Annotated in this window: 14 protein-coding genes and 1 tRNA gene; 6 read left to right on the forward strand and 9 right to left on the reverse strand. The window is 50.5% G+C overall.

All coding sequences use genetic code 11. The features are described 5' to 3' along the window. A complete protein-coding gene (locus D8682_RS22975; protein WP_121815207.1) occupies positions 1 to 1,269 on the forward strand; it encodes a Y-family DNA polymerase in 1,269 nt (422 codons plus the stop codon). 79 nt (positions 1,270 to 1,348) lie between these two features. On the opposite strand, the gene D8682_RS22980 is transcribed toward D8682_RS22975, so the two are convergent. Continuing rightward, on the reverse strand, positions 1,349 to 2,449 hold the full coding sequence (locus tag D8682_RS22980; protein ID WP_121815208.1) for a nickel/cobalt efflux protein RcnA: 1,101 nt from the start codon (positions 2,447 to 2,449) through the stop codon (positions 1,349 to 1,351). A 125-nt stretch (positions 2,450 to 2,574) separates the two neighbouring features. Between D8682_RS22980 and rcnR the strand changes: the two genes are divergently transcribed. After that, positions 2,575 to 2,847, forward strand: a complete 273-nt coding sequence (gene rcnR / locus D8682_RS22985; RefSeq protein ID WP_064544933.1) for a Ni(II)/Co(II)-binding transcriptional repressor RcnR — start codon at positions 2,575 to 2,577, stop codon at positions 2,845 to 2,847. 77 nt (positions 2,848 to 2,924) lie between these two features. Here the strand turns inward: rcnR and D8682_RS22990 are convergent. The 3 genes from D8682_RS22990 to D8682_RS23000 form a co-directional block, all read right to left on the reverse strand. After that, positions 2,925 to 3,001, reverse strand: a tRNA-Pro gene (locus D8682_RS22990). A 74-nt stretch (positions 3,002 to 3,075) separates the two neighbouring features. Beyond that, positions 3,076 to 4,839, reverse strand: coding sequence for an LPS biosynthesis-modulating metalloenzyme YejM (gene yejM / locus D8682_RS22995; protein WP_064544935.1), 1,764 nt, complete (start codon positions 4,837 to 4,839; stop codon positions 3,076 to 3,078). Between the two features lie 19 nt (positions 4,840 to 4,858). Next, complete coding sequence (locus D8682_RS23000; protein WP_064544937.1) at positions 4,859 to 5,086, reverse strand: YejL family protein; 228 nt, start codon at positions 5,084 to 5,086, stop codon at positions 4,859 to 4,861. A gap of 136 nt (positions 5,087 to 5,222) precedes the next feature. Here D8682_RS23000 and yejK point away from each other — a divergent pair, with 136 nt between their 5' ends. Then, on the forward strand, positions 5,223 to 6,230 hold the full coding sequence (yejK, locus tag D8682_RS23005) for a nucleoid-associated protein YejK (RefSeq protein WP_064544939.1): 1,008 nt from the start codon (positions 5,223 to 5,225) through the stop codon (positions 6,228 to 6,230). 50 nt (positions 6,231 to 6,280) lie between these two features. Here yejK and rplY read toward each other — a convergent pair whose 3' ends face one another. Both rplY and D8682_RS23015 read right to left on the reverse strand, forming a co-directional pair. Next, positions 6,281 to 6,565 carry a 50S ribosomal protein L25 gene (gene rplY, locus D8682_RS23010; RefSeq protein ID WP_064544941.1) on the reverse strand — a complete coding sequence of 95 codons (285 nt, stop codon included), beginning with the start codon at positions 6,563 to 6,565 and terminating at the stop codon, positions 6,281 to 6,283. Between the two features lie 126 nt (positions 6,566 to 6,691). Further along, entirely contained in the window at positions 6,692 to 8,452 is a 1,761-nt protein-coding gene (locus D8682_RS23015) for a DEAD/DEAH box helicase (protein ID WP_121815209.1), read from the reverse strand. A 188-nt stretch (positions 8,453 to 8,640) separates the two neighbouring features. Here D8682_RS23015 and rsuA point away from each other — a divergent pair, with 188 nt between their 5' ends. From rsuA to D8682_RS23030, 3 genes are all read left to right on the forward strand, one after another. Beyond that, positions 8,641 to 9,348: a 16S rRNA pseudouridine(516) synthase RsuA gene (rsuA, locus tag D8682_RS23020; protein ID WP_064544945.1), complete on the forward strand. Its 708-nt coding sequence runs from the start codon at positions 8,641 to 8,643 to the stop codon at positions 9,346 to 9,348. Between the two features lie 15 nt (positions 9,349 to 9,363). Continuing rightward, on the forward strand, positions 9,364 to 10,566 hold the full coding sequence (locus D8682_RS23025) for a Bcr/CflA family multidrug efflux MFS transporter (protein ID WP_121815210.1): 1,203 nt from the start codon (positions 9,364 to 9,366) through the stop codon (positions 10,564 to 10,566). A 341-nt stretch (positions 10,567 to 10,907) separates the two neighbouring features. Next, positions 10,908 to 11,252 carry a YejG family protein gene (locus D8682_RS23030; protein WP_064544949.1) on the forward strand — a complete coding sequence of 115 codons (345 nt, stop codon included), beginning with the start codon at positions 10,908 to 10,910 and terminating at the stop codon, positions 11,250 to 11,252. Positions 11,253 to 11,268: 16 nt separating this feature from the next. Here the strand turns inward: D8682_RS23030 and yejF are convergent, their stop codons facing one another. From yejF to D8682_RS23045, 3 genes are read right to left on the reverse strand one after another with little or no spacing between them, the layout of a single operon-like run. Next, the gene (gene yejF, locus D8682_RS23035; RefSeq protein ID WP_064544952.1) at positions 11,269 to 12,858 is read right to left on the reverse strand and encodes a microcin C ABC transporter ATP-binding protein YejF; all 1,590 of its coding nucleotides are present in this window, start codon (positions 12,856 to 12,858) and stop codon (positions 11,269 to 11,271) included. Between the two features lies 1 nt (position 12,859). Further along, complete coding sequence (locus tag D8682_RS23040) at positions 12,860 to 13,885, reverse strand: microcin C ABC transporter permease (protein WP_121815211.1); 1,026 nt, start codon at positions 13,883 to 13,885, stop codon at positions 12,860 to 12,862. Next, positions 13,882 to 14,979 carry a microcin C ABC transporter permease YejB gene (locus D8682_RS23045; protein ID WP_064544956.1) on the reverse strand — a complete coding sequence of 366 codons (1,098 nt, stop codon included), beginning with the start codon at positions 14,977 to 14,979 and terminating at the stop codon, positions 13,882 to 13,884. The genes D8682_RS23040 and D8682_RS23045 overlap by 4 nt, the downstream gene beginning before the upstream one ends.

Below are 14,979 nucleotides of genomic sequence, written 5' to 3' on the forward strand. Positions count from 1 at the left end.
ATGTTTGCCCTGGTTGATGTGAATAGTTTTTACGCCAGTTGTGAAACCATATTCAGGCCGGATCTGAAAGGTAAACCGGTGGTTGTTTTAAGCAACAATGATGGATGCGTTATTGCTCGTAACGCCGAGGCCAAAAACTGTGGTGTACAAATGGGGGGCGCTTACTTTAAGCACAGAGAGCTCTTCCGGCAAAATGGGGTTATTGTTTTCAGCAGCAATTACGAGCTGTACGCTGATATGTCTGAAAGGGTTATGACGACGCTGGAAGAAATTTGCCCACGCGTGGAGATTTACTCTATTGACGAAGCGTGCTGTGATTTTTCGGGCGTAAGCCATTGTCTCAATCTAGCGGAATTTGGCCGAGAAATACGTACCACTCTTTTACAGCGTACGCATTTAACTGTTGGTGTGGGGATAGCCCAGACAAAAACACTGGCTAAGCTAGCCAATTACGCGGCTAAGCGGTGGCAACTGCAAACGGATGGCGTGGTTGACCTATCCAGTGTTGAACACCAGCGCAAACTGATGGCGAAATTACCGGTTAATGAAGTTTGGGGAGTTGGCCGTCGAATCAGTAAAAAACTCGACGCGATGGGGATCAAAAATACGTTGCAATTGGCGGAGACTGACACGCGTTTTATCCGCAAACATTTCAGTGTGGTGCTTGAGCGCACGGTACGCGAACTACGGGGGGAATCGTGTCTGGGGTTTGAAGAGTTTATGCCGACGAAACAAGAAATTATCTGTTCTCGCTCGTTTGGTGAACGGGTGACGGAGTACGAATACATGCGTCAGGCGATTTGCAGTTATGCAGTGCGCGCCGCAGAAAAACTCAGAGCCGAGCACCAGTATTGCCGCCACATTTCTGCTTTTGTCAAAACGTCACCTTTCTCAGTCAATGAGCCCTACTACGGCAACCGGGCTACGGTCAAACTGCTAACCCCCACGCAGGACACCCGCGATATTATCGCCGCGGCTACACGTTGCCTGAACGTTATCTGGAGAAACGGCTATCACTATCAAAAAGCCGGGATTATGCTCTGCGACTTTTTTAGCCAGGGGGTTGCGCAGCTCAATCTGTTCGATGAAAACCCGCCAAGGGTCAATAGCGAAGCACTGATGCAGGCGATAGACAGTATTAATAAGAAGGCAGGTAAAGGAGCGCTCTATTTTGCAGGGCAAGGAATTGAGCAACCGTGGAAAATGAAAAGAGCGATGCTTTCGCCGCGCTATACCACGCGTTGGTCAGATTTGCGGATGGTCAAATAGGGCATAGCTGGCATTAGACAACGTCCTTCAGGTAAGTGGAAAAGCGTTGTGGCGAGCAAAACGTTTTTCCCGATCAACATCAGTTTGTGATCCCGGCGTAACCGTGTATGCCCATATACAGGCCAACCATTGCTATCAGGGCGCTTGAGAAATAAGGCGCTCTTCTGGCTATGGTGCTAAAACCGCTCCAGCGTTTCGTTGCTTGTTGCACGCTCACCGCAGCGGCAACACCTACAGTGACCAGAGTTAACGCAAGGCCAATACTGAAACAGACCACCATTGCCGCTCCCAGAGTGAATGCCTTTAACTGGATACAAATAAGTAGCACGGTAATAGCAGCAGGGCAGGGAATTAAGCCGCCAGTGAGTCCGAATAATAATATTTGCCAGTTTGTCACTTCCTGGCCGGTAAAGCGGCGTTTAATGTCGTTCGCATGGGCCAGTTCGTGCGCGTCCTGATACTCTTTAGAGCCCACATCCAGGCCTTCCAGTGCTGAATGATCGTGTTCATGAAACGCGACGTTGTAATCATGCACATGGCCTTGATGACCTAAAGACAGGCGAACAGTAAAGTTGTGGGGCTCAGGGATAGGCTGCTTAGATTCTAAGAAGTCGCCTTTATCAACAAAATCGAACACTTGCGAAAATGTTCCTGCACCACGATGAGTTGTCAGTGAAACCTCATTCGCTTGCCATTTGTTGCCAGACAACGTGCGTAAACGCCATTGCGGGGGCTGATTTTCCTCAAAAATTGAAAGCTCAACGCGCCCGTGACCCGTATTGATGATTCTGGATTCATCATGCGAGTGGTGCTCTGTCTGTTGCTCAAGTTTCCAGAGTTGTTCTCCTTTCCAGGTGCGCCAGAACATCCAGATTGCTGTTCCCAGAATAATAAACGCGGAGATTAACTGTAACCATGGTTCAACAGATTCAGCGGTAAACTGCTTGCTGAGATACATCCCACCAAACGCGATTAGCCAAACGATAGCGGTGTGCGAAACGGTCGCTGCCACTCCCAGCATCACAGCCTGCTTGATACTCCCTTTAATCGCAATGATGAAAGCCGCCATCATAGTTTTGGAATGACCGGGTTCAAGGCCATGTAATGCGCCTAGTAAAATCGCGCTGGGGATGAAAAACCAGGCGTTACCTTGCTGAATCAGTGTTGAGAAATCGTTCATGAGAATGTTTCTTAGTCATTTATTATAAGCGCTGCGATTCTACTCCCCCCCAGTACCAAATACTACCCCCCAGTAGATTGGCAATGATACAATCTTATCTGTACTTCACTTATTGAGGCCTTTGTATGTCGCATACCATCCGGGATAAACAAAAACTAAAAGCACGTACAAATAAAATTCAGGGCCAGGTTGTAGCACTAAAAAAAATGCTTGATGAACCGCATGAATGCGCCGCCGTACTACAACAGATTGCGGCTATACGTGGCGCAGTTAACGGTTTAATGCGAGAGGTGATCAAAGGTCATCTTGCTGAACACATTGTTCATGAGAGTGACGAGGTGAAGCGTGAGGAAGATCTTGAGGTGATATTGAAAGTGCTGGATTCCTATATTAAGTGACCCTGGTTGCCGGAAGTATTGCAGATAAAGAAAAGGGGCTAATCTTTCGATTAACCCCTTGACCTATCAAAGTATTCTGGTCGGCACGAGAGGATTTGAACCTCCGACCCCTGACACCCCATGACAGTGCGCTACCAGGCTGCGCTACGTGCCGACTGCCAAATAATACTACTTATTTCATGATTGTTTGCAAGCCAGCTTTTTGCTAACTGGCTCATAAATAAGCAATCAATTGGCGATGAAGCGTTTCTCGTCGGTCAGTACTTGCAGTAATAATCCCAGCTGCGGCTTGGTTTCTTTAATCGCTTCGCCTTTCAAATTGTACATCCGATAGTTGCCGTTGTTATCCAGCACCAGCGTCATGGTCGGTAAAGTAATCGCGAGGCTGTTATTGTCAGCACCCACGACCCAGTTATTGCGTCGAGTTGCTGCAAACAGGTCTTCACCCTGTGAGTACTCATTTGCCGGGTTTTTGACGTGTAGCAGGCGCTGCATCAGCGTGGTCATCACATCCTGATGATCGGTGAGTTTGGCGATGGTTTGTGCCGGAGTACCAGGCCAATGGATAACCAGTGGCACCTGAATGCGTGAGCGTGACCAGGCGAAGGAATCCTGCTCTTGACCCAGCGGCACACCGTGACCTGCGGTAATAATCACTACCGTATTCTGGAGTTTCCCGGCCGCATCAAGTGCGTCAAGTACGCGCTTAATTTGCTCATCAACGTTGCCTGCTGCGCGAGAATAGCGACGAGTAAAGGCTTGCTGATTACTGTCTGCCGTGATGTTGGTGCCATTAAAGGCAACCCAGGAGAACCAGCGGTTGTCATCAGATGCGTATTGCGTCAGCCAGTTAATCCATTGCGAGGCGGTTTGTGTGTCAGACTGGCTTTGCGCAGAAGGCAAAGAGAAGTCGGACAACAACGCCTGGCGATACATTGAAGAGTCGAAGCCATCGGAGGCGAAAAGCCCCAATTGATAGCCCTGCTGGTTCAATGCAGTAATTAATGCGGCAGGGACGCGGGCAGATAAAACACCGTCCATATAGGCCGGTGAGATACCGTAGAACAGGCCAAAGATGCCGTTATCGGTGCCATTACCCGCGCTCATATGCTGAGTGAAGTTAATATTGTTGCTGGCGAACTGGCTCAGATTCGGCAGAGTTTTCTGCACACTTTCGGCATTCAGGCCGTCGACGGTGATCAGCAAGACATTATTGCCCGTTCCCATATCGCGGAATTGCAGGTCACTCAGCGGATACTGTACCGAAACGGCTTCAGGATTACCCTGTTCCACGAGGCGACGCTGGTACTCTTTCGCATCCAGCAGGCCATGTTTTTCAAGGAATCGGCGGGCCGTCATCGGGTAAGAGAGCGGCAGGTTGGCGCGCTGCATAGTAATCGGGCGATAGAAGTTCGCATCCGCCCAGATATACATAATGTGGCTGCTAAAGAAGGCGACAAAAAACAGCGTAACGACGGGTTTAGCATAATGCTTGCGCCGCCCGAGGCTGCGCAGTTTTTGCCAGCTCCAGGTTGCAAACAGCATCTCTATCAATAAAATCACCGGCACGCTGATAAACATCAGCTGCCAGTCACGCGCCATCTCACTCTGGTCGGGGTTAATCACCAGTTCCCAGACAATCGGATTAAGGTGGAGATGGAAGCGAGTAAAGACTTCACTGTCGATGAGTAGCAGCGTCATGCCAGCGGTGGCAAGTGCTGCCGAGAAAAATCGCATCAAACGTTGCGACATGACAATGAATGTCAGCGGGAAGAGGATTAGTAAATAGGTGGCGAAAACCACAAAGCTGAAATGGCCGATAACACTCAGCCAGGAATAAATACGACCCGTGAGCGTTGTCGGCCAGTCGGCGACAAACAGATAGCGGCTACCCAGCAGCGTTGCCAGCAGGATATTGAACAGGGCGAACCAATGTCCCCAACTGACCATCTGGGAAACTTTTTCGCGGTAGCGCTGACGGTTAGTCACCATAACGTGTAACTAGAATCCCTTATTGAGCTTTGTCTTCGCTCACGGAGGCTTGCAACGCCTCTGCGAAAGAGCGAGCCAGCGAGCGGCGTTGAGCTGAAGCCACGCTGGTATTAATCAGGTTGGTGACCATATTTCCCAGCACCATCAGGGAAAGATCGGTTGGCGTTTGGTGCTTTTCCAGCACGCTAGCCAGTTCACTCAACAGTTCTTCGACGCGTTCGTCACTATAACGGGATATTTGTGGCATAAATTAACAATCAGTTAGATTCAGGAAAGGGCGTTATCTTACCGTAGGAAGACTTGGTTTTCTGCTTTTTTATCTTCTATTGCACAAGGCTTCCGGCAATGGTTGAATACCGCCGAGTCTAAAAGGAGAGTTTATCATGAGTCTGGATATCAACCAGATTGCCTTACACCAGTTGATCAAGCGCGGCGAAGAGACACTTGAAGTTGTGCTGCGCGATTCTCTGTTGGCAACGAACGGCGCCGTAGAAGAAATGATGGCCGAATTGCACCGTGTCTACAGTGCGAAAAATAAAGCATATGGCCTGTTCAGCGAAGAGAGTGAATTAGCCGAAGCGTTACGTTCACAGCGTAAAGGCGACGAGGATTTCCTGGCGTTCAGCCGTGCAGCGACCGGTCGTTTGCGTGATGAACTGGCCAAATATCCGTTTGCTGATGGCGGCATTGTGCTGTTTTGCCAATACCGTTATTTGGCGGTGGAATATTTACTGGTCGCCGTGCTTAATAATTTAAGCAGCATGCGCGTCAACGAAGAGCTGGATATCAGTTCCACGCACCATCTGGACATCAACCACGCCGATATCGTGGCGCGTATTGATTTGACCGAATGGGAAACCAATCCGGAATCGACTCGTTACCTGACTTTCCTGAAAGGGCGAGTCGGGCGCAAAGTTGCCGATTTCTTCATGGATTTCCTGGGAGCCAGCGAAGGTTTAAACGCCAAAGCGCAGAACAAAGGTTTGTTGCAAGCGCTGGACGACTTTACCAACGAAGCGCAACTGGATAAAAACGATCGTCAGGCCGCGCGTCAGCAGGTTTATGCTTACTGCAACGAGCAACTTCAGGCAGGTGAAGAGATTGAACTTTCTTCGCTTGCGGATGAGTTACCATGGGCTGTCGATGACAAAAATTTCCAGCAGTTCACCGCGGATAAAGGCTATGAACTTGAAGAGAGTTTCCCGGCCGACCGCAGTACGCTGCGCCAGTTAACCAAATTCGCCGGTAGCGGTGGTGGGTTAACGATTAGCTTTGACGCCATGTTATTGGGCGAGCGCATTTATTGGGATCCTGCGACCGATACGCTGACCATTAAAGGCACGCCGCCTAACCTGCGCGATCAGTTACAGCGTCGCAGTTCTGGCAAATAGTCATAAAAAAACCCGCCGAAGCGGGTTTTTTTTTCGAGCTAAATTCGCGATTAAGCGCGAACGAAGTCGATGTGGTTCAGTTTTGGCTTGAACGGGTGACGCTGAACAGCCTGAACTTTAACCTTAACTTCTTTACCGTCTACAACCAGAGTCAGAACTTCTTCGTAGAAACCTGGTTTAGTTTGCAGGTTCATTACGTTGTCGTGATCCAGTTCGATAGAGATCGCAGCTTCGGAACCACCATAGATGATTGCCGGGAATTTGTTAGCTGCACGCAGGCGGCGGCTCGCACCCTTGCCCTGCTCTTTGCGTTCTACTGCATTGATAGTAAACATTAACTGTTTCTCTCTTAAATAATCCTGTTACAGGCGACCCAGCAACAGGTAAACGTTCTGCTTTGCGGATGCAAAAGCGGGCGGGATTATAGCCATATCTGGCTCTGGCTTCAATGAAAAGAACCTTTAGCCACGCAATTCATTTGCGCGACGGAAGCGTCCTTCGTAATCAAATACCTTTTCCCGCACGTTCCAGAAGTTGCCATTCTTGCGTGCCACGACAAAGTCCGGGTGGCGAAGCGCGGATTGCTGAGCGACCACATCGGCGGCGTTTATCCAGCGCAGCGGCACGCCAGGCGCACGGCTGTGAGGGCGAATAAATAGCTGTTCAAACGCCATACGCTGGGCGGGTGTTTGCAGGCGGAACCGTTCGCTGACATCGGTGCCGTCTTCATCAAAATAGGTAATCTTCAGCCAGTCGCCTTTTTCATCGCCACCGTGTTGCAGCGTCATGCCGCCGCAGCGCAGAACCAGCGCGTCTTTTAATTTCAGTGCGGCTTTTAACATATCGTCCGGGTCGACCAGAACACTCGCGCATTGGTGGCAGCGCCGCGCGGCAATATCATTTTCTGCGTTGCATTGCGGGCAATTTTTAAAGCGGAAACGGTAATCGCACTGTTCGCGCGTACCGTCATCATCTTCAAACCAGCCCTGGCAGCGGCGACCAAAGTGCTCAATCAATTTGCCGTCGCTGGTGGTTTTTCCCCAGAAGGTGTTGGCAAAACCACAGGAAGGGCAAAAAACTTGTACCGGCACATTGTCGCTTTTGCCTTTCGCCGCACCCACTTCCGGCGTGAACAAATCATGAGGATTCCCGGCGTAGTCCAGAATCAAACAATCCTTTTTACCGGGCGCCAGGCGCAACCCGCGACCGACAATTTGCTGATAAAGACTGACCGATTCCGTCGGGCGCAGAATCGCAATTAAGTCGACATGCGGTGCGTCAAATCCGGTAGTAAGCACTGAAACGTTGACCAGAAAACGGAACTGCTGGTTTTTAAACGCTTCTATTAATGTATCGCGGGCAGGGCCTGGGGTATCTGCGGTAATCAGTGCCGCATCATTTACGGGTAACAGAGCCGTGACTTCTTTGGCGTGTTCAACGGTTGCGGCAAAAACCATCACGCCGCGCCTGTCGGCGGCAAATTCTATAATCTGGCTGATGATGTGCGGGGTAATGCGTTTTTGCTGTTTGAGCTCGAGGTTAAGATCCGCTTCGCTGAACAAACCATTGGATTGCGACTGTAAACGGCTGAAATCGTACTGCACCACCGGCATATCCAGGCGTTCCGGCGGTGTTAAATAGCCGTGCTTAATCATGTAGCGCAGCGGTAATTCGTAAATGCAGTCGCGGAACAGCGCATTTTCGTTGCCGCGCACCATACCGTGATAGTGAAAATGATAAATCCAGCCTTTCCCCAGACGGTAAGGTGTAGCGGTCAACCCCAACAGGCGCAGCTTAGGATTGGCGGTGCGTAAATGGGTGAGGATTTGCTGATATTGGCTATCGTCAGAATCACCAATACGGTGGCATTCATCGACAATAAGTAATGAAAACTCGCCGTGGAATTGCTCAAGATTGCGCGCCACTGACTGTACGCTACCGAAAACAACTTTGCCGTGGCTCTCTTTACGTTGCAGACCCGCGGCGAAAATATCGGCTTCCAGACCAAGTGCACGATATTTCGCATGGTTTTGCGCCACGAGTTCTTTGACGTGTGCCAGCACCAGCACCCGTCCGCGAGCGACTCGGGCAAGCTCAGCAATCACCAGGCTTTTTCCCGCACCCGTCGGCAATACAATCACCGCTGGTGTGATGTGTTTGCGGAAATGGGTGAGGGTGGCGTCTACGGCTTCTTGTTGGTAGGGGCGGAGTGTAAAAGACATCGTGGCTCTGATTTAGGGAAATAACGCGCTCAATTATGGCATGAATCGGGGTTTTACCTTGAGAGACTTTTCTATCCCGCTATACTGGCAAACTAATTAACAGGCAAACGATTTATACCCTTATAAAATGGGCGAATGCCCTGTCAGCCGTTTTGTGCTGGCACCTCTATGAAACAGGCAATATTTTAATGCGACTCGATAAATTTATCTCTCAGCAGCTTGGCGTGAGCCGCGCTATTTCTGGCCGTGAAATCCGTGCCAGCCGTGTCACTATTGATGGCGAAGTGGTGCGTGATGCCTCTTTCAAACTGAACCCTGAACATCAGGTTGAGTTCGACGGACGCTCGTTGACCCAGCAAAACGGCCCTCGCTACTTTATGCTGAATAAGCCACAGGGTTACGTTTGTTCCACCGAAGATCCGGACCATCCAACCGTGCTGTATTTCCTTGATGAGCCAATGGCGCACAAACTGCATGCCGCCGGGCGTCTGGATATTGACACCACCGGACTGGTGCTGATGACCGACGATGGCCAATGGTCACACCGTATTACTTCTCCGCGCCATCATTGTGAAAAAACCTATCTGGTGACGCTTGAGAATCCAGTTTCCGATGACACAGCAGAACAATTCACCGCGGGTGTTCAACTGCATAATGAAAAAGATTTGACGCTGCCTGCGGTACTTGAAGTGATTACTCCGCTGGAAGTGCGTTTGACCATCAGCGAAGGGCGTTATCACCAGGTAAAACGTATGTTTGCCGCCGTGGGTAACCATGTGGTTGGTTTGCACCGTGAACGCATTGGCGCCATCGCGATGGATGCGGATCTTGCACCGGGTGAATATCGCCCATTAACCGAAGAAGAAATTGCCAGCGTAGGCATGCCGCCGCGTTGATTCCGGGAGGATGCGTTGAGTAGTAAGCAAAATTCGTCAATTGGTATCGTGGTTATCCTTGGCCTGCTGGCCATGTTGATGCCGCTATCAATCGATATGTACTTACCGGCTTTGCCGGTCATCGCCTCGGAATTTGGCGTGCCAGCAGGCAGCGCGCAAATGACGCTGAGTACTTATATTCTTGGTTTCGCGATAGGCCAGCTCTTTTATGGCCCGATGGCGGACAGTATTGGGCGTAAGCCGGTGGTGCTTGGCGGTACGCTAATCTTTGCGGCGGCGGCGATTGCTTGCGCGCTCTCCCAAACGATTGACCATCTGATTGCCATGCGTTTTCTGCATGGTCTGTCAGCGGCAGCGGCCAGTGTGGTGATTAACGCGCTGATGCGCGATATTTACCCGAAAGAAGAGTTCTCGCGCATGATGTCATTCGTCATGCTGATAACCACCATTGCGCCGCTGGTTGCGCCAATGGTTGGCGGGGCAGTGCTGGTGTGGTTTAGCTGGCACGCTATCTTCTGGATTCTGGCGTTAGCGGCTCTGCTGGCATCGGCGATGATCTTCTTCATGATTCATGAAACGTTGCCGGTTGAGCGGCGTCAGAAGTTCCATTTGCGCACCACGATAGGCAACTTCGCGACTTTGTTCCGCCACAAACGCGTTTTGAGCTATATGCTGGCAAGTGGTTTTAGCTTTGCGGCGATGTTCTCATTTTTGAGCGCCGGGCCGTTTGTTTACATCGAACTCAATCACGTTGCGCCGCAGCACTTTGGTTATTACTTCGCGCTTAACATCGTGTTCTTGATTGTGATGACCCTAATTAACAGTCGCTTTGTGCGCCATTTTGGCCCACTGGCGATGTTCCGCTTCGGGCTGTTCGTGCAATTTGCCATGGCAATTTGGCTGGTGCTAAGCACCGGGCTGGGGCTAGGTTTTTGGTCAATGGTGTTGGGCATTGCGGTGTTTGTTGGCTGTGTTTCGATGGTGTCGTCAAATGCGATGGCGGTTATTCTCGATGAATTCCCACATATGGCAGGAACGGCGTCGTCGCTGGCTGGCACGTTCCGTTTTGGTATTGGTGCGTTAACCGGCGCGCTGTTATCAATCGCAAGCTTTAACTCCGCATGGCCAATGATTTGGTCGATTGCGGTGTGCGCCACATGCTCAATCGTTTTTTATCTCTACGCCAGCCGTCCTCGACTCGCCGCGACAAAATCCTAAAGTCCAAAAACGGGTATCGCCAGATACCCGTTCTTTAATCCAAATCAACGAAATTCTCCCATAAGCGCCTACAATTTGTTTCTCAAATGTAAACGCATCGACAATAAAAAGTCACAGCTTTGTGGTTAAAAAGGTTGAGTTACATCGTGGAAAGCGTTACATATAGCGCCGAAACGTGTGCAGCACCACAAAAATTAAACGTTAAATATGAAATGGTAGACAAATAATTACAACGGATGTAAGCGGTTTCGAGGTTGTTTACACACAAAACATCAACATTGTGTTAACCTTTTATGTAAATCGTTTGTGAAATAATTTTGGATTCTTTTGGGGATACCACAGTGAATACGTTACAACTTTCCATCGTTCATCGCTTACCACACCGTTATCGTTGGTTGGCGGGTTTTGCAGGTTCCCGAGTTGAACCGATTCCGCAAAGCGGGCAGAGCGCTGAAAATTGCCTGATTGGTCTCAAATTGTTGAGCGACAACAGCGATTCTGCATGGCCAACAATGCATAAATTAAGCCTCGCATTGCGAGATATCGAAGTAGATTCTTCGGTCGTGGAATGTGAAGGTGAGCCGTGCTTATTTGTGAATCGTCAGGATGAGCTTGCAGCAACTTGCCGACTGAAAAATTTTGGTGTTGCTATTGCTGAGTCTTTCTCCAGCGCGAATCCTTTTTGACTCTAAAATCTGCGAGTCAGGCAAGTGCAAGTAACTGGCGTGTGTATTCCGCCTGGGGTGCAGCAAAAATTTGCTGGCAGGCTCCTTGCTCGACCACCTCTCCCTGTCGCAATACCACAACCTGATGGCATAACGATTTCACCACGCGCAAATCATGGCTGATAAAAATGTAGGCCAACTGATGCTTCTCTTGTAACGACTTCAGCAGTGCCAGAATTTGCGCTTGTACCGAACGATCCAGAGATGATGTCGGTTCATCAAGAATCATCAATTCCGGTTGTAAAATGAGCGCTCTGGCAATCGCAATCCGCTGTCTTTGTCCGCCAGAAAACTCTGCTGGATAGCGATGCATCGTTTGTGGATCTAACCCCACTTCCTGCATGGCAACGCTAACTTTCTGCTCACGTTCGGCTGCACTTAACGCAGGCTGATGGACGCGCAAACCCTCTTCAATGATCTGCAAAACATCGAGCCGTGGATTAAGCGACGAATTTGGGTCCTGAAAGACGACCTGGATGCGGTTACGCAGTGGTAGCAGCTTTTTGCGATTGAGAGAGTGCAGCGGCTTTCCGTCAAACCAGATCTCTCCGCTGGAGTGAATCAGGCGCAACAGCGCAAGCCCCGTGGTGCTTTTCCCCGAACCGGATTCCCCAACCAGACCGATGCTTTCACCCGCGCGCAGCGCAAAGCTCAGATTTTTAATCCCATAGTGGTGGCCGACGGTTTTCCTGAGTAGCCCACGGCGAATCGGGAAGGCAACCTGTAAATCACGAACCGTTAATAGTGGCGTGCTGGTTTCATCGACGGGTCGCGGGTTTCCCCCTGGTTCTGCGGCTAGCAATTGTTGGGTGTAAGGATGCTGCGGTGAGGCTAACAATCTCATCGTCGAGTTTTGCTCAACACATTTTCCGTTACGCATTACGGCGACGTTATCCGCCAGCTTTTTGACGATATTCAGATTATGGGTGATGAACAGCAGTCCCATATTCAGCTCTTGCTTGAGCTCTTTCAGTAATTGCAGAATTTGAGCCTGCACCGTGACATCCAGCGCCGTTGTCGGTTCGTCGGCAATCAGCAATTCCGGGCGGGTTAACAACGCCATGGCAATCATCACGCGCTGGCGTTCTCCGCCGGAAAGCTGGTGGGGGAAATCGGATAAACGGTTTGCCGCGTTACGAATCCCTACTCTATCCAGGCAGGTCAGCATTTCCGCGCGAGCGGCTTCACGGCGCATGCCACGATGCAGCGATAACACTTCATATAGCTGCTTTTCAATATTGTGAAGTGGATTGAGCGAAACCATTGGTTCCTGAAAAATCATGGCGATTTTATTGCCACGCACACCGCGAAGTGTGCGTTCAGGTGCGTGGAGTAGCTCCTGACCCTTAAAGAAAATCTCCCCCGCAGGGTAGACAACCGGAGGGGCTGGCAATAAACGCAGCACCGATAACGCGGTAACGCTTTTTCCGGAACCCGATTCCCCAACTAGCGCCAGCGTTTCACCGGCATTCACCTCAAGGGATAAATCGTCCACCACTTGCCGGACGGTATCGCCGCTACGGAAAGCGACAGACAGATGACTGATGGAAAGCAGCGGGGTTGTCATATCAGTACACCTTGCTCGGGTCGAAGGCGTCGCGCACTGCTTCACCGATAAAAATAAGGAGTGTCAGCAAGATGGCCAACGAGAGGAATGCAGTGATGCCAAGCCACGGAGCCTGAAGATTATTTTTCCCCTGCAACAACAGCTCACCGAGTGACGGTGAGCCAAGCGGTAAACCAAAGCCGAGGAAATCCAGTGAGGTGAGGGTGGTAATCGAACCGCACAGAATAAATGGCAGGAATGTCAGCGTGGCGACCATGGCGTTTGGCAACATATGGCGCGTGATTATCGACCAGTCACTCACACCCATCGCCTGAGCGGCACGAATGTAATCAAAGTTTCGGGTCCTTAAAAATTCAGCGCGCACCACGCCGACCAGACTCATCCAGCCAAACAGTACGGTAATGCCGAGTAGCCACCAGAAATTCGGCTGGATAACGCTTGAAAGCAGGATTATCAGAAATAGCGTCGGCATGCCTGACCAAACCTCGATAAACCGCTGGCCCCACAAATCCACACGCCCGCCGTAATAGCCCTGAACCGCACCGGCAAGTATCCCAATGACACTGGAAAACAGTGTCAGCATCAGCCCGAACAGGATAGAAATGCGGGTGCCATAGAGGATCCGCGCCAGCACATCTCCGCCGTTGGCATCCGTCCCCAGCCAGTTTTGGCTACTCGGTGGTGAAGGAAAGGGGACAGAAGTGGCAAAGTTAATCGCATTGTAGCCAAAGCGGATCGGTGCCCACAGCACCCACCCTTTTTGACTCAGCTGCTGCGTAAGCCACGGATCCTGATAATCGGCAGGTGTTGCCAGAGGGCCGCCGAAATCGCTTTCGCTGTAGCTGGCGATAAACGGGAAATAAAGCCGTTCCTGATAATGCACAATCAACGGGCGATCGTTGGCTATCAGTTCGGAACCTAACGTGAGCAAAAAGAGAAACGTGAAAATCCATAGTGACCAATAGCCGCGCTTATTTTGCCGAAACCGTGCCCAGCGGGCTTGATTGACAGGACTTAAATGGCTCATCCACGGCCCTCGAAATCAATACGCGGATCAACCAGCGTGTAAGTGATATCGCTCAGAATATTGAGCAGCAAACCTATTAAGGTAAAAATGTATAAGGTGCCAAACATCACCGGGTAGTCGCGGGAAATGGTGGAGTCATAGCCCAATAAACCCAGCCCGTTTAGTGAGAACATCACTTCGATAAGCAGCGAGCCGGTAAAAAACATACTGATGAACGTGGCAGGAAAACCTGCAATCACCAGCAGCATCGCGTTGCGGAACACATGGCGGTAGAGAATTTTACTTTCATCCAACCCTTTGGCTCGTGCAGTGACCACATACTGCTTGCGAATTTCATCAAGGAACGAGTTTTTCGTCAGCATCGTCAAGGTCGCAAAGCCACCCACCACTGTTGCCAATACTGGTAATGTGATGTGCCAGAGATAATCAATGATTTTGCCATACCACGGCAGGGTATCGAAATTTGTCGATACCAGGCCACGCAGCGGGAACCAATCCAGGTAACTCCCACCAGCAAACAAAACAATCAGCAAGATAGCGAACAGGAATGCAGGGATGGCGTAACCAATAATAATTAATGTACTGCTCCAGATATCAAAACTGCTGCCGTTGCTAACGGCTTTGCGGATCCCCAGTGGGATCGACACCATGTAGATAATTAAGGTGCTCCACAAACCAATCGAGATAGAAACCGGCAAGCTTTCTTTGATCAGATGCAAAACCGAAGCGCTGCGGAACAGACTGTCGCCGAAGTCAAAACGCAGATAATCGCCGAGCATTTTGAAGTAGCGTTCATGAATCGGTTTATCGAAACCGTAGCGGTGAGTGATTTCAGCAATCACTTCCGGGTCGAGGCCACGCGCGCCACGGTACTGGCTGTCGCCAACGTTACCCACACCGACTCGAGCATGACCGCTCCCCATGTTATCCGTCGTCAAACCCGGGACCCCTGCGTCGCGGCCAAATTGAATCGCTGCGATAGCCTGATCCACTGGGCCACCAGGTGCAATCTGTACGATGAAAAAATTGATGGTGATAATCGCCCACAGTGTCGGGATTATCAGCAGCAAGCGACGTAACAGATAACTTCCCAT

The sequence above is a fragment of the Buttiauxella sp. 3AFRM03 genome, assembly GCF_003675305.1.
GTDB lineage: Bacteria > Pseudomonadota > Gammaproteobacteria > Enterobacterales > Enterobacteriaceae > Buttiauxella > Buttiauxella ferragutiae.

Excerpts from the sequence above, each read along its gene's own strand:
- D8682_RS22975 (WP_121815207.1), top strand. The coding sequence starts at position 1 with ATGTTTGCCCTGGTTGATGTGAATAGTTTTTACGCCAGTTGTGAAACC.
- yejF (WP_064544952.1), bottom strand. The coding sequence starts at position 12,858 with ATGACAACCCCGCTGCTTTCCATCAGTCATCTGTCTGTCGCTTTCCGT.
- rsuA (WP_064544945.1), top strand. The coding sequence starts at position 8,641 with ATGCGACTCGATAAATTTATCTCTCAGCAGCTTGGCGTGAGCCGCGCT.
- rplY (WP_064544941.1), bottom strand. The coding sequence starts at position 6,565 with ATGTTTACTATCAATGCAGTAGAACGCAAAGAGCAGGGCAAGGGTGCG.
- D8682_RS22980 (WP_121815208.1), bottom strand. The coding sequence starts at position 2,449 with ATGAACGATTTCTCAACACTGATTCAGCAAGGTAACGCCTGGTTTTTC.
- D8682_RS23040 (WP_121815211.1), bottom strand. The coding sequence starts at position 13,885 with ATGAGCCATTTAAGTCCTGTCAATCAAGCCCGCTGGGCACGGTTTCGG.
- rcnR (WP_064544933.1), top strand. The coding sequence starts at position 2,575 with ATGTCGCATACCATCCGGGATAAACAAAAACTAAAAGCACGTACAAAT.
- D8682_RS23000 (WP_064544937.1), bottom strand. The coding sequence starts at position 5,086 with ATGCCACAAATATCCCGTTATAGTGACGAACGCGTCGAAGAACTGTTG.
- D8682_RS23045 (WP_064544956.1), bottom strand. The coding sequence starts at position 14,979 with ATGGGAAGTTATCTGTTACGTCGCTTGCTGCTGATAATCCCGACACTG.
- D8682_RS23015 (WP_121815209.1), bottom strand. The coding sequence starts at position 8,452 with ATGTCTTTTACACTCCGCCCCTACCAACAAGAAGCCGTAGACGCCACC.
- yejK (WP_064544939.1), top strand. The coding sequence starts at position 5,223 with ATGAGTCTGGATATCAACCAGATTGCCTTACACCAGTTGATCAAGCGC.
- yejM (WP_064544935.1), bottom strand. The coding sequence starts at position 4,839 with ATGGTGACTAACCGTCAGCGCTACCGCGAAAAAGTTTCCCAGATGGTC.